Annotated in this window: 22 protein-coding genes; 9 read left to right on the top strand and 13 right to left on the bottom strand. The window is 72.4% G+C overall.

Going from position 1 to position 24,483, the window contains the following annotated elements:
- The first annotated feature begins 197 nt into the window (after positions 1-197).
- Both Srubr_RS35025 and Srubr_RS35020 read left to right on the top strand, forming a co-directional pair.
- On the top strand, positions 198-1,958 hold the full coding sequence (locus Srubr_RS35025; protein WP_189991922.1) for an LCP family protein: 1,761 nt from the start codon (positions 198-200) through the stop codon (positions 1,956-1,958).
- An 80-nt stretch (positions 1,959-2,038) separates the two neighbouring features.
- Positions 2,039-3,694 (top strand): LCP family protein, encoded by a 1,656-nt coding sequence (locus Srubr_RS35020; protein WP_189991924.1) that lies wholly within the window; start codon positions 2,039-2,041, stop codon positions 3,692-3,694.
- A gap of 44 nt (positions 3,695-3,738) precedes the next feature.
- On the opposite strand, the gene Srubr_RS35015 is transcribed toward Srubr_RS35020, so the two are convergent.
- Complete coding sequence (locus Srubr_RS35015) at positions 3,739-4,761, bottom strand: glycosyltransferase family 2 protein (RefSeq protein WP_189991926.1); 1,023 nt, start codon at positions 4,759-4,761, stop codon at positions 3,739-3,741.
- Positions 4,762-4,888: 127 nt separating this feature from the next.
- Here Srubr_RS35015 and Srubr_RS35010 point away from each other — a divergent pair, with 127 nt between their 5' ends.
- A complete protein-coding gene (locus tag Srubr_RS35010; RefSeq protein ID WP_455569597.1) occupies positions 4,889-6,379 on the top strand; it encodes an LCP family protein in 1,491 nt (496 codons plus the stop codon).
- 88 nt (positions 6,380-6,467) lie between these two features.
- On the opposite strand, the gene Srubr_RS35005 is transcribed toward Srubr_RS35010, so the two are convergent.
- Positions 6,468-7,043: an acyl-CoA thioesterase gene (locus Srubr_RS35005; protein WP_189991928.1), complete on the bottom strand. Its 576-nt coding sequence runs from the start codon at positions 7,041-7,043 to the stop codon at positions 6,468-6,470.
- Between the two features lie 92 nt (positions 7,044-7,135).
- Here Srubr_RS35005 and Srubr_RS35000 point away from each other — a divergent pair, with 92 nt between their 5' ends.
- Complete coding sequence (locus Srubr_RS35000; protein ID WP_189991930.1) at positions 7,136-8,458, top strand: LCP family protein; 1,323 nt, start codon at positions 7,136-7,138, stop codon at positions 8,456-8,458.
- 108 nt (positions 8,459-8,566) lie between these two features.
- On the opposite strand, the gene Srubr_RS34995 is transcribed toward Srubr_RS35000, so the two are convergent.
- Positions 8,567-8,932: a four-helix bundle copper-binding protein gene (locus tag Srubr_RS34995; protein ID WP_189991932.1), complete on the bottom strand. Its 366-nt coding sequence runs from the start codon at positions 8,930-8,932 to the stop codon at positions 8,567-8,569.
- 203 nt (positions 8,933-9,135) lie between these two features.
- Positions 9,136-10,293: an acyl-CoA dehydrogenase gene (locus Srubr_RS34990; RefSeq protein ID WP_268257569.1), complete on the bottom strand. Its 1,158-nt coding sequence runs from the start codon at positions 10,291-10,293 to the stop codon at positions 9,136-9,138.
- Positions 10,294-10,481: 188 nt separating this feature from the next.
- Between Srubr_RS34990 and Srubr_RS34985 the strand changes: the two genes are divergently transcribed.
- Positions 10,482-11,825 carry a UDP-glucose dehydrogenase family protein gene (locus Srubr_RS34985; RefSeq protein ID WP_189991934.1) on the top strand — a complete coding sequence of 448 codons (1,344 nt, stop codon included), beginning with the start codon at positions 10,482-10,484 and terminating at the stop codon, positions 11,823-11,825.
- A 177-nt stretch (positions 11,826-12,002) separates the two neighbouring features.
- Here the strand turns inward: Srubr_RS34985 and Srubr_RS34980 are convergent, their stop codons facing one another.
- Entirely contained in the window at positions 12,003-12,509 is a 507-nt protein-coding gene (locus tag Srubr_RS34980) for a CGNR zinc finger domain-containing protein (protein ID WP_189991936.1), read from the bottom strand.
- A gap of 84 nt (positions 12,510-12,593) precedes the next feature.
- Between Srubr_RS34980 and Srubr_RS34975 the strand changes: the two genes are divergently transcribed.
- Positions 12,594-12,953 (top strand): VOC family protein, encoded by a 360-nt coding sequence (locus Srubr_RS34975; protein ID WP_189991938.1) that lies wholly within the window; start codon positions 12,594-12,596, stop codon positions 12,951-12,953.
- A gap of 31 nt (positions 12,954-12,984) precedes the next feature.
- A complete protein-coding gene (locus Srubr_RS34970; protein WP_189991939.1) occupies positions 12,985-13,377 on the top strand; it encodes a VOC family protein in 393 nt (130 codons plus the stop codon).
- Positions 13,378-13,396: 19 nt separating this feature from the next.
- Here Srubr_RS34970 and Srubr_RS34965 read toward each other — a convergent pair whose 3' ends face one another.
- The 3 genes from Srubr_RS34965 to Srubr_RS34955 are packed head-to-tail and all read right to left on the bottom strand — an operon-like array spanning position 13,397 to position 16,253.
- Positions 13,397-14,590: a dipeptidase gene (locus tag Srubr_RS34965; protein ID WP_189992735.1), complete on the bottom strand. Its 1,194-nt coding sequence runs from the start codon at positions 14,588-14,590 to the stop codon at positions 13,397-13,399.
- Between the two features lie 5 nt (positions 14,591-14,595).
- Complete coding sequence (gene purE, locus Srubr_RS34960) at positions 14,596-15,117, bottom strand: 5-(carboxyamino)imidazole ribonucleotide mutase (RefSeq protein WP_189991942.1); 522 nt, start codon at positions 15,115-15,117, stop codon at positions 14,596-14,598.
- Complete coding sequence (locus Srubr_RS34955) at positions 15,114-16,253, bottom strand: 5-(carboxyamino)imidazole ribonucleotide synthase (RefSeq protein WP_189991944.1); 1,140 nt, start codon at positions 16,251-16,253, stop codon at positions 15,114-15,116. The genes purE and Srubr_RS34955 overlap by 4 nt, the downstream gene beginning before the upstream one ends.
- 192 nt (positions 16,254-16,445) lie before the next feature.
- Here Srubr_RS34955 and Srubr_RS34950 point away from each other — a divergent pair, with 192 nt between their 5' ends.
- Positions 16,446-16,949, top strand: a complete 504-nt coding sequence (locus tag Srubr_RS34950) for a GtrA family protein (RefSeq protein ID WP_189991945.1) — start codon at positions 16,446-16,448, stop codon at positions 16,947-16,949.
- A 33-nt stretch (positions 16,950-16,982) separates the two neighbouring features.
- Here the strand turns inward: Srubr_RS34950 and Srubr_RS34945 are convergent, their stop codons facing one another.
- Both Srubr_RS34945 and Srubr_RS34940 read right to left on the bottom strand, forming a co-directional pair.
- On the bottom strand, positions 16,983-18,257 hold the full coding sequence (locus Srubr_RS34945) for an ATP-binding protein (RefSeq protein ID WP_189991948.1): 1,275 nt from the start codon (positions 18,255-18,257) through the stop codon (positions 16,983-16,985).
- A gap of 37 nt (positions 18,258-18,294) precedes the next feature.
- Complete coding sequence (locus Srubr_RS34940) at positions 18,295-18,972, bottom strand: response regulator transcription factor (RefSeq protein ID WP_189991950.1); 678 nt, start codon at positions 18,970-18,972, stop codon at positions 18,295-18,297.
- A 493-nt stretch (positions 18,973-19,465) separates the two neighbouring features.
- Between Srubr_RS34940 and Srubr_RS34935 the strand changes: the two genes are divergently transcribed.
- The gene (locus Srubr_RS34935) at positions 19,466-20,971 is read left to right on the top strand and encodes a peptide MFS transporter (RefSeq protein WP_189991952.1); all 1,506 of its coding nucleotides are present in this window, start codon (positions 19,466-19,468) and stop codon (positions 20,969-20,971) included.
- A 66-nt stretch (positions 20,972-21,037) separates the two neighbouring features.
- On the opposite strand, the gene Srubr_RS34930 is transcribed toward Srubr_RS34935, so the two are convergent.
- The 3 genes from Srubr_RS34930 to Srubr_RS34920 are packed head-to-tail and all read right to left on the bottom strand — an operon-like array spanning position 21,038 to position 24,365.
- Positions 21,038-22,342, bottom strand: coding sequence for a hypothetical protein (locus tag Srubr_RS34930; protein ID WP_189991953.1), 1,305 nt, complete (start codon positions 22,340-22,342; stop codon positions 21,038-21,040).
- A gap of 2 nt (positions 22,343-22,344) precedes the next feature.
- Complete coding sequence (locus Srubr_RS34925; protein WP_189991955.1) at positions 22,345-23,475, bottom strand: hypothetical protein; 1,131 nt, start codon at positions 23,473-23,475, stop codon at positions 22,345-22,347.
- A complete protein-coding gene (locus Srubr_RS34920) occupies positions 23,472-24,365 on the bottom strand; it encodes a COG1470 family protein (protein ID WP_189991957.1) in 894 nt (297 codons plus the stop codon). The genes Srubr_RS34925 and Srubr_RS34920 overlap by 4 nt, the downstream gene beginning before the upstream one ends.
- Between the last annotated feature and the right edge of the window lie 118 nt (positions 24,366-24,483).

Genomic DNA, 24,483 nt, shown 5'->3' with positions numbered 1-24,483 from the left:
GGATTGCCCGGTTGTAGGCACGGCGAATTTGTCATCGGCGTCGTCCGACGCTGAACTGGGCGGATAGTGTGAGCGATCCGGTGCACCTGGCCGCGAGGTCCGACGGGCTTTGTCGGGGCCGTGCACTGTTTCACCGAGACCCGAGCGCCTTGGAGGGGGAAGGCGCCGCGTGGCCCCGACGGAGGATTCGGACAACCGTGGACGCGCAAGGCCGTGGGCGGGCGGACAACATCGACCCCGCAGACCAGTGGGTGCTCAATCCGAACACCGGCGAATACGAACTGCGACTGAGCCCTTCCGCAGCGCAGCCACCGGTTCCCGGACCGCGCAGACCGTCCGCCGAGGACGACGGCGGTGCGGCGGGCGGCCGTGCCCGGCGGCAGGGCGGCGAGAGCCGGCAGCCGTCCCGGGCGCACGGCTCCGACGTGCCACCGCCGCGCTCGGCCCGGCGCCGGGCCGCGGAGCCGGAGGCGCCGCAGGGCCGGCGCGCGTCCCGGCGGCCGGCGAAGAAGCCGTCACGGGCGAAGAAGGCGCTGCTGTGGACCGGCGGGTCCATGGCGTTCGTGCTGGTCGCCGTGACGGCCGCCGGCTACCTGTACATCAAGCACCTGAACGACAACATCACGTCCGTGTCCGACGACGGCGCCAGCACCGGTGGCTTCCGCAAGGACGAGGCGATCAACATCCTGCTGATCGGCACCGACAAGCGCACCGGCAAGGGCAACGAGGGCTACGGCGACGCGGGCAGCGCCGGGCACGCGGACACCACGATCCTGCTGCACGTGTCGAAGGACCGCTCCAACGCCACCGCGCTGAGCATCCCGCGCGACCTCATCGTCGACATCCCGGACTGCCCGACCCAGCAGGAGGACGGCACCCAGAAGATCATCCCGGGCGCGACGGGCGTCCGGTTCAACACCAGCCTCGGCCAGGACGACCGTACGCCGAGCTGCACCATGCGCACGGTGACCGAGCTGACCGGGATCAAGCCGGACGACTTCATGGTGGCCGACTTCAACGCGGTCAAGACGCTGACCGAGGCGGTCGACGGTGTCGATGTCTGCCTGGCCAAGGACATCGACGACCCGGACTCGCACCTGAAGCTGTCCAAGGGCAACCACACGATCTCCGGTGAGCAGGCGCTGGCGTTCGTGCGCACCCGGCACTCCGTGGGCCTCGGCGGCGACCTGAGCCGGATCGGGCTCCAGCAGCAGTTCCTGGGCGCGCTGATGCGCAAGCTGAAGGGCAACTCCACGCTGACCAGCCCGACGAAGATGGTGAAGCTGGCGGAGGCCGGCACCAAGGCGCTGACCGTGGACGACAAGCTGGACAGCATCACCAAGCTGAAGGACCTGGGCCTGGAGCTGGGCAAGCTCGACCCGAAGAACCTGACCTTCACCACGCTGCCGGTCAAGGACAACCCGGCCGACGGCACGGTGCACAAGACGGTGATCGTGGATCCGGCGCTGGCCCCGCAGGTGTTCGAGGCCATCCAGAACGACGTCTCCTTCACCGACGTGAAGAAGAAGGAGAAGGCGGCCAAGGACGCCCAGGCCGCCCGGCTGAAGGGCACCCAGGCGCCCGCCTCGGAGGTGCGGGTGCGGGTCCTGAACGGCGGGGCGCAGGCCGGCAGCGCGCAGGCGGTCCTCGGGTGGCTGCAGAACGACCAGGGCGTGACCAAGTCGGAGAACGGCGGCAACGCCCCCGAGAAGCTGGCGAAGACCACGCTGGAGTACGCGCCCGACCAGGCGGCCCAGGCCCGCCGGCTGGCCGCGATCATGGGCCTGTCCGGGGCCGCGCTGAAGCCGGGCGAGAGCGTGACCAACGCGCAGGGGCTGCCGGCGATGACGCTGACCCTGGGCGCGGACTTCAAGGGAGCGGGGGTCTCCCTGACACCTCCGACGAAGGCGCCGAAGGTCGACAAGTCCACGGCGGACAAGGTGAAGTGCGCTTCGTAGGTAACCCATGGGGCCCGTCGTGCGTCTAACCGGACGCGGGACGGGCCCGCTGCTTGGCGCGAGGGCGGGGAGGGCAGGGAGTGGCGCAGAGCAAGGTGCGCGGAAAGGCTCCGGCGGTCGAGGACGCGGTGGCGCGCACGCCTGCGGCCGCGGGGGCACCGGCGGGTCCGGGCCGGGCTGGGGGCAGGCGGCGGCCGGGCGGTGCGCAGGCCGACCGGCGGCGGCGCAGACGGCGGGTGCTGCGCTGGTCGGCGACGGTGCTGGCGGTGGTGATACTCGGCACCGCGGGCGCCGGATATCTGTACTACCAGCATCTCAACGACAGTCTCCAGAAGGGGCGGCGCGCCAACGGCGACGACTCCAAGGCGCACCGGACCGCGCCGAACGCGGCCGGCCAGACCCCGCTGAACATCCTGCTGATCGGCTCCGACAGCCGGAACTCCGCGGAGAACGTGAAGCTCGGCGGCAGCCGGGACCACGCCGGCGACCCGCCGCTGGCGGACGTGCAGATGCTCATCCACCTCTCGGCGGACCGCGAGAGCGCCGCGATGATCAGCATCCCGCGTGACACCCGGGTGGACATCCCCGCGTGCACGGACCCCGACACCGGCAAGGAATACCCGCCGACGAACGACATCATCAACGTCACCCTGGCCCGTGGCGGGGCCGGCTGCACGCTGCTGACCTGGGAGAACCTCACCGGGGTCTATATCGACCACTGGATGACGATCGACTTCGCGGGCGTGGTGCGGATGGCCGACGCGATCGGCGGCGTCGACGTCTGCGTGAACCAGAACGTGTCGGACCACCCGACGCCCACCGTGCCCGGCGGGTCCGGGCTGAAGCTGACCAAGGGCACGCACAAGGTGAAGGGCGTGCAGGCCCTGCAGTGGCTGCGCACCCGGCACGCCTGGGGCGACGACCTGATGCGGGCCCGCGCCCAGCACATGTACCTGAACTCGATGATCCGCACGCTCAAGCAGCAGAACGTGTTCACCGACACCGGCCGGCTGATGGACCTGGCGGACGCGGCCGTCAAGTCGCTGAAGGTGTCCGAGGAGATCACCTCGGTCAAGAAGCTCTACGACCTCGGCATGCAGATGAAGTCGGTGCCGACGGACCGCATCACCTCCGTGACCATGCCCAACCTGAAGGACCCGCGCAACGAAAACCACGTCATCCCCGACGAGAAGAACGCCGGCAAGATGTGGCAGATGCTCCGGGACGACGTGCCGTTCGACAAGAACGGCGGGAAGCCGGACGGGAAGGGCGGCAAGAAGGGCACGGCCGCGAAGAAGCCGGACAAGAAGCCCTCGCTGGACCCGGCCGCGCTCGGGGTGCTGGTGCGCAACGCCACCCGGACCTCCGACGAGGCCGCGGTACGGCAGCGGGCGTCGGCGATCGCCCAGGTGCTCGCCGGCAAGGGCTACGCCCGGGCGCAGGCCGACGCCTCGGGGAGCCTGGCCGAGGACAAGACGCTGGTGCGGTATCCGAGCGCGGACCTGGAGGGTGACGCCCAGGCGGTGGCCGGGGCGCTGGGCATCCCGATGGCCCAGGTGCAGAAGTCGACCGACGTCTCGGGGGTCACGGTCGTCGTCGGCGCGGACTGGCGCTCCGGCCCGTCCTACCCGAAGGAGTCCGAGCCGAAGGCCGGCGACCTGCCGGAGAACTCCGACGCCGTGAACGGCTCGGACACCTCCAAGTGCATGGACGTGTACGCGCCGTACCGCTGGTAGCGGACCGGCTTCCGGGGCCCCGGTGGACGGGGCCCCGCGCGGGTTCAGGCGTGGACCGCGGGCCGGCGGGAGGCGATGACCTTGCGCGCCAGCGACTTCGGGCTGGTAAGGAAGCCCCAGCCCCAGGACATGTGCATCGTGGCCAGGGCCACCGGTATGCGCAGCCGGGCCGCCGGCGGCAGCCCCTTGCCGGCCGGGACCGAGCCCGCGACGATCGCTGCCAGGTAGCCGCCGGGGACCACCAGGCCCCAGGGGGTCAGCGCGACGCCGACGACGAGGCCCGCCGCGATCGCGCACACCGCCACCGGCGGGGCGAGGTAGCGCAGGTTGATGGACCCGGAGTGGTAGCGGGCGACGACGTGCCGCCAGCGGCCGTAGTCCTTGTACTGCTTGGCCAGCGCGCGCACCGACGGCCGCGGCCGGTACGACACCCGCAGCTCGGGCGAGAACCAGATCAGCCCGCCCGCCTCACGGATCCGGAAGTTCAGCTCCCAGTCCTGGGCGCGGATGAACTCCTCGTTGTAGCCGCCCTGCTGCTCCAGCGCCTCGCGCCGGAACACGCCGAGGTAGACGGTCTCGGCGGGGCCGGCCTGGCCGCCGGTGTGGAAGGCCGCGTTGCCGACGCCGATCTTCGACGTCATCGCGGCGGCCACCGCGTGCTCCCAGGCGTTCTCGCCCTCGGCGTGCATGATGCCGCCGACGTTCTGCGCGCCGGTCTCCTCCAGCAGCCGCACGGCGGTGGCGATGTAGTTCGGCGAGAGCATGCCGTGGCCGTCCACGCGGACCACGACCGGGTGCCGGGACGCCTTGATCGCCGCGTTCAGGGCGGCCGGGGTGCGGCCGGTCGGGTTGGGCACGGTGTGCACGCGGGGGTCGGCGCGGACCAGCTCGGCGGCGATCTCGTCCGTGCGGTCCGTGGACGGACCGAGGGCGATCACGACCTCCATCTCGCCGCCGTACTCCTGCGCGAGGATCGCTTCGACGGCTCCGCGCAGATGCCGCTCCTCGTTGAGGACGGGCATGATCACGGACACTGCGGGGAGCCGCACGTCGGGCTTGGCGTTCATAGGAGCCTCACGTTACCGCGAACGGGGGACACGGATGCGCGCCACCGGGGCCGCGGCGCGGGCTGGAGATCGTATCGGCCTACTGTGCTCCAGGATTCCGCGTACGGCCTCGTCCGGAGGTGTCCCCTTGCCCAGCCCGCCCCGGTCCCCGGCGCGTCCGCAGCGCCGCCCGCAGCCGCCCCGCCGTGTGCCGCGCCCGCCCGAGCGGGCCATGACGCCGGTCCGGCCGCCACGGCGGCCCCGCTGGGCCATGCGGGCGGTCACCACCCTGTCGGTCGTGGTGCTCGCCTCCGCCGGGATCGGCCACGCGGTGGTCAGCAGCCTGGACGCGGGCATCGCCCGGATCGACGCCTTCAAGGACATGAAGAACCGGCCCCGGGGCGGGCACGGCATGAACGTGCTGCTGGTCGGCACCGACGCCCGGGACAGGGTCAGCGAGCGGGACCGGCGCGCCTTCCGGCTGGGCGGCCAGCCCTGCCACTGCACCGACACCATGATGATCGTGCACGTCGCCGACGACCGGGAGCGGGCCACGGTGGTGAGCCTGCCACGCGACTCCTACGCCGAGATGCCGGCGCACACCGACCGGAACTCGGGGCGGCGGCACGGCCCGCACCCGGTCAGGCTCAACGCGGCCTACGCCGAGGGCGGCCCGCAGCTGACCATCCGCACGGTGGAGAACATGACCCACGTGAAGATCGACCACTACCTGGAGGTCGACTTCACCAGCTTCATGCGGACCGTGGACGTGCTCGGCGGGGTCGAGGTCTGCACGCCGACCCCGCTGAAGGACCGGTACACCGGGCTCGACCTCGCCCCCGGACGGCACACCCTGCGGGGCGGGCAGGCCCTCCAGTACGTGCGCGCCCGGCACGTCGACGGGGCCAGCGACCTGGGCCGGATGAAACGGCAGCAGCGGTTCCTGGCCGCGCTGCTCGACAAGACGACCTCCTCCGGGGTGCTGCTGAACCCGATGCGGTTCCGGGACGTGACCCGGGCCGTGCTCGGCTCGGTCCGCGCGGACGCGGGCTTCGGCACCGACGAGCTGCTCGACCTCGGCCGGGCGATGCGGAACTTCTCGCCGTCCTCCTCGGAATTCACCACCGTGCCCATCGGGCGGCTGGACTACCAGGTCAAGGGCATCGGCTCGACCCTGAAGTGGGACACGGCGAAGGCGGCGAAGCTGTTCGCGGCGGTACGCGACGACAAGCCGCTGGCCCAGGACCCCGCGCGCCGCTCCCGGGGACCCGCGCCGGTGCCGGTGGAGGTGGCGCCGGAGACGATCCGGGTGCAGGTGGCGAACGGCACGGGCACCGTGGGGCTGGGCAAGCGCCTCGACGCGGCGCTCGCGGCGACCGGTTTCGCCACCACCCACCGGCCGGTGACCGCCCCCGCCCACGTGCCCCGCACGCTGGTCTTCTACGACCCCCGCTGGGACCGCTCCGCCCGCTCCCTGGCCGCGGCCCTGCCGGGCAGCGAGCTGCGGGCGGTGCCGGGCCAGGGACCGCTGCTGAAGGTGACGGCCGGCGCCGACTTCAAGGACGTCCGCCGCGTGCGGTTCGACGACCCGGGCCGCCCGGAACAGAGCGTGCTGCGGGGCGACGAGGTGGTGTGCTGAGCGGTGGGCCGCCCGTGCCGTACGGCGGCGCGGCGGTGTGCGGTGTGTTCTCGGTGTGCTCGGTGTTCTGGGTGCTTCCCGGGGGCGCTCAGTCCTCGAAGCCCTCCGCCGCCCGCTGTTCGCGCAGCTCGCGGATGGCGCGGCGGCGGGCCAGGCGGTGGGTGCGGCGGATCTGCGCCTCCTGGTAGCGGCGGCGGTCGCGGTCGGTCTCGGGTATGACCGGCGGCACCCGGCGCGGCTTGCCGTCGGCGTCCACCGCGGCGAAGACCAGGTACGCGGAGCCGACCTGGGTGGGCGGGGCCGACTCGTTCCAGCGCTCGGCGAGGACCCGGACGCCGACCTCCATCGAGGTCCGGCCGGTCCAGTTCACCTGTGCCTTCACATGGACCAGGTCGCCGACGCGCACCGGCTCCAGGAACGCCATCTCGTCCATGGACGCGGTGACGGCGGGTCCGCCGGAGTGCCGGCCGGCCACGGCGCCCGCCGCGTCGTCGACCAGCTTCATGATCACCCCGCCGTGCACCGTCCCCAGCAGGTTGGTGTCGCTGTGGGTCATGATGTGGCTGAGGGTGGTGCGGGAGGCGGAGGTGGGCTTGCCCGGGATCTCCGGTTCCACTTCCGTGGCCTGGTCTGTCATGCCCTCCACCTTATGCCGACGGCGCATTCGCGGAATTTGTGTCGGCTTCGCAACAGCACCGCCCTGTTTTTCCGACAGCCCTTGTCCGGCACACCGCTGCGCCCGGCACACTGGTGCGCATGAATGACTGGCCCGAGGGATGGTCCGACGACAACCGCGGCCCGCGCTACGGACGCGGCAGTGCCGGCGCGCAGCCGGAGAGCGCCCGCGTGATGCGTCAGGTGCGGCGCGGCCCGGCGGTACCGCCCGGACCGCGCTCGGGGCACGACGGCTCCGGCCCGGCGGTGCCGCCGTACGGTGCCGGGGTGCCGCAGCAGCCGTCGTACGTGGACGGCCGGGGCCATGAACCGGGCACCGGCGGCGGGTACGACAGCGGCTACAACACCGGCCAGGTCTACGGCACCCCCGGCGGTCGCGGTCCGGGCGCTCCGGGGGGCGCGCCCGCCCGGGGCCCGCGTCCGGCGCCGAACTGGCGGCGGCGGATCAAGTGGACGGCGATCACGGTGGCGGGTGTGCTGGTCGTCACGTCGGTCGCGACCTACTTCTGGGCCGACTCCAAGCTGCGCCGCGAGGTGGACCTGTCCACGGTCATCGACCGGCCGGAGGGCGGCGACGGCACGAACTACCTGATCGTCGGCTCGGACAGCCGTGAGGGCATGTCCAAGGAGGACAAGAAGAAGCTGCACACCGGCGGCGCCGACGGCAAGCGCACCGACTCGATGATGATCCTGCACGTCGGCGACAACGGCGACACGCTGATCTCGCTGCCGCGCGACTCGGACGTGGTGGTGCCGTCGTACCAGGGGTCGACGTCCGGGAAGGTGTTCCCGGCGCAGGGCCGGCACGCCAAGCTGAACGCCACCTACGCCGAGGACGGGCCGACGCTGCTGGTCCGCACGATCGAGGCCAACACCGGGCTGCGCATCGACCACTACGTGGAGATCGGCTTCCAGGGGTTCGCCAGCATCGTGGACGCGGTGGGCGGTGTCGAGATCACCATCGACAAGGGCTTCAAGGACAAGTGGTCGGGCGCCGACTTCGAGGCCGGCAAGCAGACGCTGAACGGCCAGGAGGCCCTCGCGTTCGTGCGCACCCGGCACGCGTTCGCCGCCTCCGACCTCCAGCGGACCAAGAACCAGCAGAAGTTCCTCGCCGCCCTGGCCCACCAGGTGGCGACGCCGTCGACGATCCTGAACCCGTTCACGTTCTACCCGACCATGGGCGCGGGCCTGGACTCCCTGATCGTCGACAAGGACATGTCGCTGTGGGACCTGGCGTCGATGTTCTGGGCGATGAAGGGCGTCAGCGGCGGTGACGGCACCTCGATGAACATGCCGATCTCCGGTTCCGCGGGCGGCAACCTGGTCTGGGACAAGGCCAAGGTGAAGACGCTGGTGGACGAGCTGAACAACGGCGAGAAGGTCACCGTCTCCGGGAACTAGGCGCCGGGGAGCGAGGGCCGGGGGCGCCGGGAAGCGGGGCGCGGGTGCGCCGGGCCGGGTGCCCCCGGCCGTGCCGTCGCGGCTGCGGCTGCGGCTGCCGTTGCGGGGCTACACGCGCCCGGCGCCCGCCATCGTCCGGCAGCTCTCGGCACAGCGGCGACACGCCTCGGCACAGCGCGTCAGCTGCTGGTCGTCCGGCATGGTGGTACACGCCTCGGCGCACATGTCGCACGCCTTGGCACACAGCGCGCACATGTCGGTGTGCATGGGCGAGCGGCGCATCATCATGTCGGCGCACATCCGGGTGGTCTCGGAGCAGTCCATCAGCGCGCGCATGATCTGCATCTGCTGCTGGCCGCCCTTCTGCATGCAGGAGCTCATGGTCTCCTCGCAGATGCTGTGGCAGTCCATGCAGGCGGCGATGCAGTCCTGCATCTCCCGCGTGAGCGCGGGCATCGTCGGCGACTGGGTCATGGCTCCTCCTGGGAAGGCGGGGGCCCGGGGCGGACCCCGTGCCCTTCCGTCTTACGCCCGGCCCCGCCACCCCGCACGTCGGGCCCGCGCCCCCTCACCGGTCCACGGCCCGGAGCAGGAGGCCGGCCAGAAGGACGAGCGGGTCGTCGTCGCCGGAAGGCGCCCGGAGGGACGCCTTCCGAAGACCCCGAACCCCCGGACGGCTACGGCAGGTTGCGCGCCATGACGATGCGCTGGACCTGGTTCGTGCCCTCGTAGATCTGGGTGATCTTGGCGTCGCGCATCATGCGCTCCACCGGGTAGTCGCGGGTGTAGCCGTAGCCGCCGAGGAGCTGGACGGCGTCGGTGGTGACCTCCATGGCGACGTCCGAGGCGAAGCACTTGGCGGCGGCGCCGAGGTAGGTGAGGTCGGCGTCGCCGCGCTCGGAGGCGGCGGCGGCCTGGTAGGTGAGGGCGCGGGCCGCCGAGATCTTCATCGACATGTCGGCGAGCATGAACTGGATGCCCTGGAAGTCGGCGATCGGCTTGCCGAACTGCTTGCGCTCCTGGACGTAGCCCTTGGCGTAGTCGAAGGCGCCCTGGGCGACGCCGAGGGCCTGGGCCGCGATGGTGATGCGGGTGTGGTCCAGGGTCTTCATGGCCGTCATGAAGCCGGTGCCCTCCTCGCCGATCATGCGGTCGGCGGGGATGCGGACGTTGTCGAAGTAGACCTCGCGGGTCGGGGAGCCCTTGATGCCGAGCTTCTTCTCCGGGGCGCCGAAGGAGACGCCCTCGTCGGACTTCTCCACGACGAAGGCGGAGATGCCCTTCGAGCGCTTCGAGGGGTCCGTCACGGCCATCACCGTGTAGTACTCGGAGACGCCCGCGTTGGTGATCCAGCGCTTGACGCCGTTGAGCACCCAGTGGTCGCCGTCGCGGACGGCCTTGGTCTTCATGCCGGCCGCGTCCGAGCCCGCGTCCGGCTCGGAGAGGCAGTACGAGAACATCGCGTCGCCCTTGGCCAGCGGGCCCAGGTACTTCTTCTTCAGCTCCTCGGAGCCGGAGAGGATCACCGGCAGCGAGCCCAGCTTGTTCACGGCCGGGATGAGCGAGGAGGAGACACAGGCGCGGGCGACCTCCTCGATCACGATGACCGTGGCGAGCGCGTCGGCGCCGGAGCCGCCGTACTCCTCGGGGACGTGCACGGCGTGCAGGTCGTTCGCCACCAGGGCGTCGAGGGCCTCCTGCGGGAAGCGGGCCTCCTCGTCCACCACCGCGGCGTACGGCGCGATCTTCGCCTCGACCAGGGAGCGGACGGCGTCCCGGAGCATGTCGTGCTCCTCGGACGGGCGGTACAGGTCGAAGTCAGCCGATCCGGCCACGGTCTCTCACGCTCCAAAGACGCAGTGATACTGACGCTAATTACCGTTAAGTAACTCAAATTTTAGAGGTCCGGCCCTCACCCGCCTACGTGACCTACGCGACAGCGGGAGAAATGCCCCGCGAGCGGCCCGGATATGCTCGGGCCCGCATGACCGAGCACGACCGACGGACCCGAGCTGGAGCACCCATGAGCCTGAAGATCACCGTGATCGGCACCGGCTACCTCGGCGCCACGCACGCCGCGGCCATGGCCGAGCTGGGCTTCGAGGTGCTGGGCCTGGACGTCGTACCCGAGAAGATCGCGCTGCTGGAGCGCGGCGAGACGCCGATGTACGAGCCGGGGCTCCAGGAGCTGCTGCGCAGGCACGTCGCCGGGATCGAGGGCTCGACCGGGCGGCTGCGGTTCACCACGGACTGGGCCGAGGCCGGGGCCTTCGGCGATGTGCACTTCGTGTGCGTCAACACCCCGCAGAAGCACGGCGAGTACGCCTGCGACATGTCGTACGTGGACTCCGCGATCGCCTCCCTCGCCCCGCATCTGCACGGCCCGGCCCTGGTCGTGGGCAAGTCGACCGTGCCGGTGGGCTCCGCCGAGCGGCTGGCGGCCTACCTCGCCGAGCACGCCCCGGCGGGCGCGGACGCCGAGCTGGCCTGGAACCCGGAGTTCCTGCGCGAGGGCTTCGCCGTCCAGGACACCCTGCACCCGGACCGGATCGTGGTCGGCGTCCGTGGCGAGCGCGCCGAGAAGCTGCTGCGCGAGGTGTACGCGACGCCGGTGGCCGAGGGCACGCCGTTCGTCGTCACCGACTTCCCGACCGCGGAGCTGGTGAAGACGGCCGCGAACTCCTTCCTCGCCACCAAGATCTCCTTCATCAACGCGATGGCGGAGGTGTGCGAGGCGGCCGGCGGTGACGTGGCGAAGCTCGCGGAGGCCATCGGCCACGACGACCGGATCGGCCACAAGTTCCTGCGCGCCGGGGTCGGCTTCGGTGGCGGCTGTCTGCCCAAGGACATCCGGGCGTTCATGGCCCGCGCGGGCGAGCTGGGCGCCGACCAGGCGCTGACCTTCCTGCGCGAGATCGACTCCATCAACATGCGCCGGCGCGGCCAGATGGTGGAGATGGCCCGGGAGGCACTCGGCGGCGGCTCCTTCCTCGGCAAGCGGGTCGCGGTGCTCGGCGCCACCTTCAAGCCGGACTCGGACGACGTGCGCGACTCGCCCGCGCTGAACGTGGCCGGGCAGATCCACCTCCAGGGCGGCCAGGTGACGGTGTACGACCCGAAGGGCATGGCCAACGCCCGCAAGGTCTTCCCGACCCTGGGCTACGCCGACACCGCGGAGGAGGCCGTCCGGGGCGCCCATGTCGTCCTGCACCTGACCGAGTGGCGGGAGTTCCGCGAGCTGGACCCGGCGGCGCTGGGCGAGGTCGCGGCGGCCCGGGTCCTGCTCGACGGCCGCAACACCCTCGACCCGGAGCTGTGGCGCCGGGCCGGCTGGACGTACCGGGCGATGGGGCGGCCGACGGCCTGACGGCACGGCGTGTGACACGCCGAAGAGCGACGGCCCCCCTGTTGACGCGGGGGGCCGTTCGTCATCCCGGGTCGCGGGCAGTGGTGGCCGTTCCGCGTGGCGCACGCCCCCGGTTCGGCCGAGGCTCAGTCGGCCGAACCGGGGGCTGTGCGCATTGTGCACCATCGGTGGCGGGGGTCAGGGGCCCTTCGCGCGGTAGCGGCGCATCTTGGCGCGGGCGCCGCAGAGCTGCATGGAGCACCAGCGCCCGCGGCCGGCGGGGCTGCGGTCGTAGTACGCCCAGTGGCAGGTCTCGGACTCGCACGCCTTGAGCCTGGTCCAGGTGCCGGCGACGAGCGCCTCGGCGACGGCGGTGGCGACGCGGGAGAGCAGCGGACCCTGCACGGCGGGGGCCAGTCGGGCGGAGCCGTCGTGGTCGTCCACGGCGACGTACAGCGGGGCCCGGGCGAGCAGGGTGCCGAGCGGGGTCACGGCGCGGTGCGGCGGGTGGCCGGCGTGGGCGAGCAGCGCGGCGCGCAGCGACTCGCGCAGTTCGCGGGCCTCGGCGACGCCGTCCTCGGTGATCCCCAGCCGGACGCGGGCCTCCGGCGTGTCCAGCGCGTCGGTACCCGCCTCCAGGTCGAGCGTGTTCACCAGTGACTCGACCAGTGCCAGGCCGCCCGGAGCGGCGGATCTCTCGCTCATGCTTGCGACGTTACCGCTTCTGGCGGAGTATGGGGTAACCGTTACCGGTTACCTTTCCCTACAGGTAACGACGAGGAGGTAGTCATGGCTTTCGCCAAGCTCGAAGCCGTGGTCCTGGACTGTCCCGACCCCCGTGCCCTGGCCGGCTTCTACGCCGCTGTGCTGGGCGGCACGGTGGAGGACGACGGCGACTGGGTGGACCTGAAGGTGCCCGGCGGTCCGACGCTCGCCTTCCAGCGGGCGCCCGGGTTCGTGCCGCCCCAGTGGCCCGCGGCTGACCACTCCCAGCAGTTCCACCTGGACCTGACCGTGCCGGACCTGGACGCGGCCGAGAAGGAGGCGCTGGAACTGGGCGCCAGGCCGCTGGACACCGCCGACCGGTCCCGCAGCTTCCGTGTCTACGCCGACCCGGCGGGGCACCCGTTCTGTCTCTGCGCCGGCTGAGATCTCTCGAACACCAGAAACCGGAGGACCCATGGCACCCGTGGCCCGTTTCCGTACCGTCGTGCTCGACTGTCCCGACCCGCACCGCCTGGCCGCCTTCTACGCGGCGGTGGCCGGGGGCACCCCGGAGCCCGAGGACGACGACTGGGTCGTCCTCCAGGTGCCGGACGGGCCCCGGCTGGCCTTCCAGCGGGCCGAGGGCCACACACCGCCGGAGTGGCCGCGCGCCGACCGCAACGGCCAGCAGCTCCACATCGACTTCGACGCGGGCCCGACCTGGGCGGACATCGACGCCGCCCACGAGCGGGTGCTCGCGCTCGGCGCCCGTCCGCTGGACCTGGAGGACCGCGGGAAGAAGGACTTCCAGGTGTACGCCGACCCGGCCGGGCATCCGTTCTGCCTGTGCCGGATCGAGCACACGTGAGGACCCTCGGACGTCCCGGTCAGCTCTCGCCGGGTGTGCCGTCCAGTTCGCCGATGGTGGCGAGGGAGGGGCCGCGGGTGGCCTGGAGATCGCGGGCCACGTCCTCCGCCGCGCCCAGCACGCGTACCGCGTTGCGCCAGGTGAGCTTGGCCAGGTCGGTGCGGGACCAGCCGCGGTCCAGCAGCTCGGCGAGGAGGTTCGGGTAGCCGGAGACGTCGTCCAGGCCGTCCGGGGTGAACGCGGTGCCGTCGTAGTCGCCGCCGATGCCCAGGTGGTCGATGCCGGCCACCTCGCGCATGTGGTCCAGGTGGTCGGCCACCACGGACACCGTGGCGACCGGGCGCGGGTGGCGCTCCTCGAAGGCGCGGTGCAGCCGCATCGCCTCGGGGCTGGTGTCCAGGTGGTGCAGCCCGTGGGCGCGCAGGTTCTCGTCGGCGGCGGCCGTCCAGTCGACGGCGGCCTGGAGCACGAACTTGGGCACGAACGTCACCATCGCCACGCCGCCGTTGGCGGGCAGCCGCTCCAGGACGTCGTCGGGGATGTTGCGCGGGTGGTCGCAGACCGCGCGGGCGGAGGAGTGCGAGAAGATCACCGGCGCGGCGGAGGCGTCCAGCGCGTCCCGCATGGTGGTGGCGGCCACGTGGGAGAGGTCGACGAGCATGCCGAGCCGGTTCATCTCCCGGACCACCTCGCGGCCGAAGGCGGTCAGGCCGCCGGCCCTGGGCACGTCGGTCGCGGAGTCCGCCCAGTCCACGTTGGAGTTGTGGGTGAGCGTCAGGTAGCGCACGCCGAGCGCGTGCAGGGCGCGCAGGGTGCCCAGGGAGTTGGCGATGGAGTGGCCGCCCTCGGCGCCCATGAGGGAGGCGATACGGCCCTCGGCGCGGGCCGTCTCCAGGTCGGCGGCGGTCCGCGCGGGCGCCAGGTCCGCCGGGTAGCGCTCCAGCATCCGGCGGACGCAGTCGATCTGCTCCAGGGTGGCCGCGACCGGGTCCGGCTGCTCGGCCGGCACGTACACCGACCAGTACTGGGCGCCGACCCCGCCCGCGCGCAGCCGCGGCAGGTCGGTGTGCAGCCGGTCGCGGCGGTCCCCGGCGATGTCCAGGGCGTCGAGGTCGTAGCGGACCTGCTCGCGCAGCGCCCACGGCAGGTCGTTGTGGCCGTCCACGACCGGGAACTCGCGCAGCAGTTCCCGGACCTCCTCCAGCGCGCCCATGCCGGTCACTTCCCGAAGCCGAAGCCGCTCGCGCCCTCGACCTTGGCGCGCAGCCGCTTGCCCTTCTCGGTGGCCTGGTCGTTCAGGTCCTGCTGGAAGTCGCGCATCCGGTGCAGCAGTTCCTCGTCGTGCGCGGCGAGCATCCGGGCCGCGAGCAGACCGGCGTTGCGGGCGCCGGCCACGGAGACCGTGGCGACCGGGACGCCGGCCGGCATCTGCACGATGGACAGCAGCGAGTCCATGCCGTCGAGGTACTTCAGCGGCACGGGCACGCCGATGACCGGCAGCGGGGTGACGGAGGCGAGCATGCCGGGCAGGTGGGCGGCGCCGCCCGCGCCCGCGATGATCACCTTCAGTCCGCGGTCGGCGGCCTGCTCGCCGTAGGTGATCATCTCGCGGGGCATGCGGTGCGCGGAGACGACGTCGACCTCGTAGGCGATCTCGAACTCGTCCAGGGCCTTGGCGGCGCCCTCCATGACGGGCCAGTCCGAGTCCGACCCCATGACGATGCCTACAACTGGGCTCATTCGGTGATCGTGCCTCTCAGGTAGCCGGCTGCGTGACGGGCGCGCTCCAGCACGTCGTCCAGGTCGTCGCCGTAGGTGTTGACGTGTCCGACCTTGCGGCCGGGCTTCACGTCCTTGCCGTACATGTGGATCTTGAGCTTGGGGTCCCGGGCCATGCAGTGCAAGTACGCGGAGTACATGTCCGGGAAGTCGCCGCCCAGGACGTTGACCATGACCGTCCACTTGGCGCGCGGACGCGGGTCGCCCAGCGGCAGGTCCAGGACCGCGCGGACGTGGTTGGCGAACTGCGAGGTGATCGCGCCGTCCATGGACCAGTGGCCGGAGTTGTGCGGGCGCATCGCCAGCTCGTTGACCAGGACGCGGCCGTCGCGGGTCTGGAACAGCTCGACGGCGAGGTGTCCGACGACGTCCAGTTCCTTGGCGATGCTCAGGGCCAGCCGCTCGGCGTGCAGGGCGAGGTCCTCGGGCAGGTCCGGGGCGGGCGCGATCACGGTGTCGCACACGCCGTCCACCTGCCGGGACTCCACCACCGGGTAGGCGACGGCCTGGCCGTGCGGGGAGCGGACGACGTTGGCGGCCAGCTCGCGGACGTAGTCGACCTTCTCCTCGGCGAGGACGGGGACGCCGGCGCGGAACGGCTCCGCGGCCTCCTCGGGGTTCTCCACGACCCACACGCCCTTGCCGTCGTAGCCGCCGCGGACCGTCTTGAGGACGACGGGGAAGCCCTCGCCCTCGGCCGCGAACCGCACCACGTCCTCGGGGTCGGCCACGATCCGGTGCCGGGGGCACGGGATGCCGATCGCGTCGAGCTTCGCCCGCATCACGCCCTTGTCCTGGGCGTGCACCAGCGCGTCGGGCCCCGGGCGCACGGGAATGCCGTCCGCCTCCAGGGCCCGTAGGTGCTCGGTGGGGACGTGTTCGTGATCGAAGGTGATCACGTCGCATCCGCGCGCGAACTCGCGCAGCGTGTCCAGGTCGCGGTAGTCGCCGATGACGACATCGCTCACGACCTGCGCCGCGGAATCCTGAGGGGTGTCACTGAGGAGCTTGAACCTGATGCCCAACGGGATGCCCGCCTCGTGCGTCATACGCGCGAGCTGCCCCCCGCCGACCATGCCGACTACCGGGAACGTCACACCCTTAGGGTATCGGCCGTACGGGGTGGCCGGATCGCCTCCCTCCATGAACTCTTACCCGACGCTTCCCCATCTCTTTCCGGCCTGTTTTCCAGCCTGTTTCCCGGCTGTGGGCCGGTCCATGGGCGCGCCGGGGCCCGCACGGCTAGCATGGCGGGGTTGTCGAACCCTACCGACGGGAGCTGCCCAGCCATGGAACCTCGTTCCGAGAGGCTGCAACGGCTCGTACGCGAGATGGCGAAATTCGGCGCCGTCGGCGGGGCCGGGGTCCTCGTGAACCTCGGAGTGTTCAACCTGGTCCGGAACATGTCGGACCTGCCGGTGGTACGGGCGAGCATCATCGCGACCGTCGTGGCCATCGTCTTCAACTACGTCGGCTTCCGGTACTGGACCTACCGCGACCGCGACAAGGGCGGGCGCACCCGGGAACTGGTGCTGTTCCTGCTGTTCAGCGCGGCCGGCCTGGTGATCGAGAACGGCGTGCTGTACCTGGCGACGTACGGCTTCGGGTGGGACACCCCGCTGCAGAGCAACGTCTTCAAGTTCGTCGGCATCGGTGTGGCGACGCTGTTCCGGTTCTGGTCCTACCGCACCTGGGTGTTCCGGACACTGCCGGCCGGGGAGGCCGTGGCGGGTGCGGAATCGATTCTGAAGCAGGAGCCCAGGCGGCCCGCGCACCGGCAGCGGGTCCCGTAGGGGGCCGGTTCCGTAGCGGTCGCCGCGCTCCCGTCAGCGGACCGTCGACCGGTGCTCCTCCTCCGCCTTGGGCGGCGGGGGCGTGCGGGAGAGGAACAGGCCGAAGACCGGGGGCTGCGCCTGGAGCAGCTCCAGCCGGCCGCCGTCGGCCTCCGCGAGGTCCCGCGCGACGGCCAGGCCGATGCCTGTGGAGTTCCGCCCGCTGATCGTCCGCTCGAAGATCCGCGCACCGAGGTCGGCCGGCACCCCCGGCCCCTCGTCGGTCACCTCGATCACGGCCTGGTTGCCGGTGACCCGGGTGCGCAGGGCCACCGTGCCGCCGCCGTGCATCAGCGAGTTCTCGATCAGCGCGGCCAGCACCTGGGCGACCGCGCCCGGCGTGCCCACCGCCGTCAGGTGCCGCTTGCCGGAGCTGACGATGGCCCGGCCGGCGCTGCGGTAGGCGGGCCGCCACTCGGCGAGCTGCTGCTGGATGACCTCGTCCAGGTCGAAGGCGACCGCGGAGCCGGTGCGCGGGTCGCGCGAGTTGGTCAGCAGCCGCTCCACCACATCGGTCAGCCGCTCCACCTGTGTCAGCGCGATGGTGGCCTCCTCCTTCACCGTCTCCAGGTCGCCGGTGAGGGTGATCTCCTCCAGCCGCATGGACAGGGCGGTGAGCGGGGTGCGGAGCTGGTGCGAGGCGTCGGCCGCGAGGCGCCGCTCGGCGGTCAGCATGCGCGCGATCCGCTCGGCGGAGGAGTCCAGCACATCGGCTACCCGGTCCAGCTCGGGCACGCCGTACCGCCGGTGCCGGGGGCGCGGGTCGCCGGAGCCGAGGCGTTCGGCGGTCTCGGCGAGGTCGGTCAGCGGGGAGGCGAGCCGGCCCGCCTGCCTGAGGGCGAGCAGCACGGCCGCGACCACCGCGAGCAGCGCGACCAGCCCGATGATCAGCAGCGTCCGGCCGACCTCGCGGGTCACCGCGGAGCGGGGCTCCTGCACGGTGACCGTCTCGCCCTCCTCGCCGCGCTGCGTGAACTGGATGGTGTCGCCCTCGGGCTTCTCGCCGATCTCTATGGGCGCCTTGCCGGGCATGCGGATGACCGCGTACTGGTCCTTGCTGACCGGGTTGCGCAGCACGTCCGCGTTCACGTTCTCCGCGGCCAGCAGCCGGCTGTCCACGATGCTGGCCAGCCGCACCGCCTCCGACTCGACCCGCTCCTGGGCGCTGTCGCTGATGGTCCGGGTCTCGACGGCGACGAGCGAGACACCGAAGACGGCGATCACCACCAGCACGACGGCGAGGGTGGACTGGATGAGACGTCGACGCATGGTCCGTTACCTGGGGTGATCGCCGGCCCGGCCCGGCTCAGCTCTTCTCGAAGCGGAAGCCCACGCCGCGCACCGTCGCGATGTACCGGGGGTTCGCCGCGTCGTCGCCGAGCTTCTTGCGCAGCCAGGAGATGTGCATGTCGAGGGTCTTGGTCGACGACCACCAGGTGGTGTCCCAGACCTCGCGCATCAGCTGGTCCCGGGTGACCACGCGGCCGGCGTCCCGCACCAGCACCCGCAGCAGGTCGAACTCCTTGGCGGTCAGCTGGAGCTCCTCGTCGCCCATCCACGCGCGGTGCGACTCGACGTCGATGCGCACCCCGTGCGTGGCCGGCGGCTGCTGCGGCTCGGCGGACCCGCGGCGCAGCAGCGCCCGCACCCGGGCGAGCAGTTCGGCGAGCCGGAAGGGCTTGGTGACGTAGTCGTCGGCGCCCGCGTCGAGGCCGACGACGGTGTCCACCTCGTCGGCCCGCGCGGTCAGGATGAGGATCGGCACGGTGTGGCCGTCGGCCCGCAGCCGGCGGGCGACCTCCAGGCCGTCCATGCCGGGCAGCCCCAGGTCCAGCACGACCAGGTCGACGCCGCCCTGCAGTCCGGCGTCGAGCGCGGCGGGTCCGTCCTCGCGCACCTCGACCTCGTAACCTTCCCGGCGCAGGGCGCGGGCCAGCGGCTCCGAGATGGACGCGTCGTCCTCGGCGAGCAGTACACGGGTCATGGGGTGATGGTAGTCCGCCCGTGTACGGTGCCGGGGCGTGATCGCTTTCCCGGCCTCTTACCTTCGCATCCGGCTGGTACGAACCATTGACCTGGGGATGCGATCGTAGTGGAGACCTTCGAAACCGGTTGCGCGGTTCCCGCGACACCTGTGATCCGCGTCTCAAGTCCTTCCATATCCGGCACTGTCCTGCCGTATGGTGACCTGAACGCCTGTAGTACGCACCGGGGACCTTTGGCGAGCAGTCGACGCTGAAGGTCTCTTTTGTGTACGGGCTGATCGATCAGCCTTGAAAGGAATGACCTCTGGCCGGGCTCCGGGCGCAGCGACGCGTGTGGGGCGTGGATCCCGGTGGTCGCCGTCCGCCGCCTCCGTGATCCGGGGGCGGACTCCCCCTGGGCGTGGGGGTGGCCGGCCGACCTGCCGGTGCCGGCCGCACCCCCACCGGGCGCGCAACGCTCCAGCCGCGCGTCCCGACCAGCAAGGAACGACCATGGCGTCCAGCCTGACGAAGGACTCGGTCCGACCGGGCACCCCCGGTTCCGAGAAGACCTTCTTCGGCCACCCCCGCGGACTGGCCACTCTCTTCATGACCGAGATGTGGGAGCGTTTCTCCTACTACGGCATGAGGGCCCTGCTCCCGCTGTACCTGGTGGCCCCGGGTGGCCTGCACCTCAACGGTGGCACGGCGAGTGCGATCTACGCGGTGTACCTGTCGCTCGTCTACCTGCTCGCCCTGCCCGGCGGCTGGTTCGCCGACCGCCTGCTCGGCCCGCGCAAGACGGTCGCCGTCGCGGGCGCGGTCATCATGCTGGGCCACCTGTGCCTGGCGGTCCCCTTCGCCGCGAGCTTCTACGTCGGCCTGGTGTTCGTCGCCATCGGTTCGGGTCTGCTGAAGGCCAACATCTCCACGATGGTCGGCCACCTCTACAACGGCCCGGAGGACCCGCGCCGGGACGGTGGCTTCACGCTCTTCTACATCGGCATCAACCTCGGCGCCTTCGTCGCCCCGCTGGTCATCGGCACCATCGGCGAGAACGTCAACTGGCACCTGGGCTTCGCGCTGGCCGCGCTCGGCATGGCGCTGGGGCTGGTCCAGTACCTGCTGGGCGGCCGTCACCTGAACCCGAAGAGCAGCGAGGTCCCGACCCCGCTGACCGCCGAGCAGAAGGCCGCCACGCTGCGCAAGGGCCTGATCTGGCTGGCCGTCGCCGCGGTGTTCTACGGCGTCGTCGGCGGCACCGGTCACTTCACCCTGAACTGGGCGCTGATCCCGCTCACCGTCATCGGCCTGATCGTGCCGATCCTGGTCATCGCCCGGATCATGCGGGACAAGGACCTGGACGCGGGCGAGCGCTCGAAGGTGTCGGCGTACATCTGGTTCTTCGTGGCCGCCGCCGTCTTCTGGATGATCTACGACCAGGGCGGCTCGACCCTGTCGCTGTTCGCCAAGGACGGCGCCGAGAACTCGGTCTTCGGCTGGGACTTCCCGGTCTCCTGGTACCAGTCGGTCAACCCGGTCCTGATCATGGCGCTGGCGCCGGTCTTCGCCTGGCTGTGGCTGTGGCTGAACCGGCGCGGCAAGGAGCCGAGCACGATCGTGAAGTTCTCTTCCGGTCTGGTGCTGGTCGGTGTGTCCTTCTTCGTCTTCCTCGCCCCGCTGTCGATCGCCGAGGGCGGCCACAAGGCCGCGGCGCTGTGGCTGGTCGCGATCTACTTCGTGCAGACCGTCGGTGAGCTGACGCTGTCCCCGGTGGGTCTGTCGGTGACCACGAAGATGGCGCCGCAGAAGTACGCCTCCCAGATGATGGGTGTCTGGTTCCTCGCGGTGACCGCGGGCGACTCCGTCACCGCCCTGCTGTCCAACCCGGCCGTCGGCGGCGTCAACCTCGACAAGAAGGGCTTCGTCGCCCTGGAGGCCGTGCTCGCCGTGATCGCGGGTGTGGCGGTGTGGATGTACCGCAACAAGGTCAAGAAGCTGATGGGCAACATCAACTAGTCCGTCCGGTCCGTCGGGACCGAGCCGGGAGGGCCGCCGCACCCAGTGGGTGCGGCGGCCCTTCGGCTATCGGGTCCTCCGCCGTGGCATCAGCGTGAACACCGCGGCGCCCAGCAGGACCGCCGTGCCCGCCACCAGGCCCAGGGCCCGCAGCGCGCCGTGGTCGCTCGCGCCGGTCTCGGCGAGGCCGCCGTCACCGCCGGCGCCGCCGCCCGTCGCGGCCGTGCCCGAGGACCCGCCCGCCGCCGACGTGCCGCCCGCCGCGCCGCCCGGCTGCTCCGTGGTGTCCAGGGTGAGCGAGACGGCCGTCTTCACCGGCGTGCACGTCGTGGTCGTACCGAGCGCCTTGACCGTCAGCACGCCCGGGGAGAGCGTCGAGGAGCCGCTGGCGCCGGGCTTGTAGGTGCCGGTGAGGTCGGGGATCTCGATGGGGGCGCCTGCCTTGATCGGTCCCGCGTTCTCCGGTCCCTCCACGTGCACGGTGCCCTTGTCGGCGCCGCCCAGCACCACCTCCATGGACGGCTTCACCGAGCCCCTCGGGATCTCGGCCGGGCTGTCCATCACCGACTTGCCGAACTTCACGGTGAGGGCGTAGCTCCCGCCGTCCTTCCGCGCGTCGATCCGCACCGGCGAGGTCGCGCTCTTGTCGCCGATCGGCGTCTTGCAGGCGTACGGGACCTGCACCTCCTTGCCGGGGAAGCCGGACTGCCCGGTGCCGCCGGTGCGGCCGGTGGCCGTGGGGGTGGCGGTGGCGGTGTGCGTCGGGGTCGCCGTGTCCGACGGCGTCGTACTGGGCGTGGTGGTGGGCGTCGCGGTGGACGTGCCGCCACCGCCTGCCGTCACCCGGATCGTCGCCGCTTTGGGCACGGTCTCCTTGGGCGCGCACTCGGTGTCCGTGGACATCGCGTTGACGGTGTACGCGTCCGGGGTCAGCGTCACCTCGCCCGCGGCGGTCAGCTTCAGCGTGCCCTTCATGGCGGAGAGCACCATGGCGCCGCCCTTGGGGATCGCGGGGTTCTCCCGGGGCCCCCGCATCGCGATGTCGGCCGTCTGCGCGCCGGCCGCCTTCAGCACCCCCGACGGCTGGACCGAGTTCGCGGGCAGGTCGATGATGTCCGGGTTCCGGGAGGCGGCCTGGACGAACGTCCACCCGATGGTCACGGTGTCGCCCACCTCGGCCGTGGCCGGTGCGGTGATCCCGACCTTGGTGGTGCCGTCGACGGGGTCGATGCCCGCGGGCGGCACGCAACGGGTGGCGTACGCCACGTCGGCCGCCCGCGCGGGCGTCACCGCCGGGCCCAGCAGGATGCCCGCCGCACCGAGCACCAGCAGGGCTGCCGTGCTCCCGGCCGCTGTGCCTGTCCTTCGCATGCTCACGTGGGTCCCTTCGGGGTGGGAGTCGCAGGACTCGTCGGACTGTCGTCGTGCGGTGCGGAGGACCGGCCGGCCGGACCGCGCGGGGCGGAGTCCGGGGTGAACCACGGCAGGCTCGCCGCCCCGGCGGCCGGGTCGCGCGCGGGGACCGGGGGGTCGCCGGGGGTGTGCGGGGCGCCCCGGGCGCCGGTGGTACGAAGGCGTGGCAGGCGTACGCGCGGGCGCGGGCCGGAGTGCGGGGCGGTGCGGTGCGGGCGCCCGCCGGGTCCGGGCGGGCGGAGCCGGTCGACCACCGCCATGCCGGCGCGGAACAGCGCGGCCGGGACGACCAGGCAGAGCAGGACCCAGAACAGCGTCACGCCCCAGGGCCGGGGCACGCCCCAGGGCTGCTCGGCCAGCACCCGGCCGGCGTACCGCAGGGTCACCGTGTACTCGCCGTGCGCCCCGGCCGACAGCTCGACGGGCAGCTCGATCCGTGCCTTCTTCCCGGGCGCCAGGGTGCCGCGCCACCGCCGCTCGTCCCACTGGGGGGCGAACACGCCGTGCGCGGTGCCGACCTGGAACACCGGGTTCTCCACCGGGCTGGTGCCGGTGTTGCCGACGGTGAACACCAGAGTGCGGCCCGGCGGCGCCCCGAACCAGGTCAGCAGCCCGCCCGACCCGGTCAGCCGGGTGTCGGACAGCACCGCCAGCCGGCCGGCGGAGCGCTCGGCGGGCAGCGGGGCCACCGGGTGCCCGGCGACCTCCAGGACGGCGTCCGCCTCGGCGCGGGCGCCGGTAACGGTGGCCACGTGCACCACGCAGGGGCAGGGCACGGGCGGCTCGGCGACCGGGAGCGGCCGGGCGAACGCGCCGCCGGCGTCCGTGGTCACGGCCCGGCCGTCGCCGTTGGCGCAGGAGTTGGTGCCGCCGATCACGCCCCGGTCCGGGGTGGCCCGCCCGCACACCAGCACCATCAGCAGCGCCCGGGGCCGCCAGCCGGTGCCGCTCACGGTGACCGAGCCGCCCGCCCCGGCCCGGACCGCCGACAGCCGCACGGACGGTCCGTCCGCCGCCCGGGCCGGGCCGGGCGGGACGGCGAGGGCCAGCAGCAGCGCGGCGGCCAGCGGCAGCGGCGCGAGGCGCCTCACGACACCGCTCCCGTCGGCCCGGCCCCGGCCCGCCGGGGCTTCCGCGCGCGCCGCCACCCCAGAAATACGGCCCCCGCCGCGGCGCCGCCGCCCACCGCGCCCCACGGCACGTACGCGGCCGAGGTGCCCGCCGTGGCACGCGCCCCGCCCGCCGCCGTCACCGTCAGCCGTACCCGTACCTCGTCCAGCACCGGCCGGCCGGGCCACGGCTCGCTGAGCGTCCGCCGGGCGCCCGGGGGCAGCCGGACCGGCAGGGCGCGCGGGGCACGGTCCAGGACGCGCCGGCCGAAGAATCCGTCGGCGCGCACCGCGAGCCTCGGTACGAGGACGGTCGTACCGCGGTTGACCAGGTCGTAGGTGATCCGGTCGGCGTGTACGGCGAGGTGCTCGACGGTCAGCGCGGCCAGCGCGGGCCCGCCGACGCGCAGCCGGACGGGCACGGCGGCCACGCGGCCGTGGGCGTCCCGCGCCTCGATGGCGCCGGTGCGGTCGCCGGGCCCGGCGTCGCGCGGCACGGTGAGGGTGAAGGGCACCTGCGCCCGGGTGCGGGCGGGCACCCGCAGACCGTCGCGGCTGAACACCGCCGGGACGCCGGTGCCGCGCAGCCGGACCGCGACCGGGGTCCGGCCCGGGTTGGTCACGGACACCGTGTCCCGCAGCACCGCCCCGGGAGTGCCCTCCGCGTAGAACGCGGGCCGCCCGCCGCCCAGCGGGGCGACCGACCATCCACCGGACCGCGCGACGGCCGACGGGGCACCGGTCAGCGGGGTGAGCGTCAGGACGACGGCGAGGACGGCCGGGAACGCCAGGCGAGCAGGACGTACGAGGGGGCGGGGAGGGCGCGGCGCGCGGCGCGGTGGTGGGGCGAGGGCGGGTGCGGCGGTCGGCATGGGCGGCTCCAGCGGTGGTGGCCGAAGGGTCGGCGGGAGACGGCACCGGGACGGCGGCGGTGTGCGGTGCGGCCGGGTCCGACGGGGAACGGCCGGGCCTTGTCGACCTCGGGAGTGG

The sequence above is a fragment of the Streptomyces rubradiris genome, assembly GCF_016860525.1.
GTDB lineage: Bacteria > Actinomycetota > Actinomycetes > Streptomycetales > Streptomycetaceae > Streptomyces > Streptomyces rubradiris.
The sequence above is the reverse complement of the archived record's forward strand: the minus strand, read 5'-3'. Positions and strand labels throughout refer to the sequence as shown.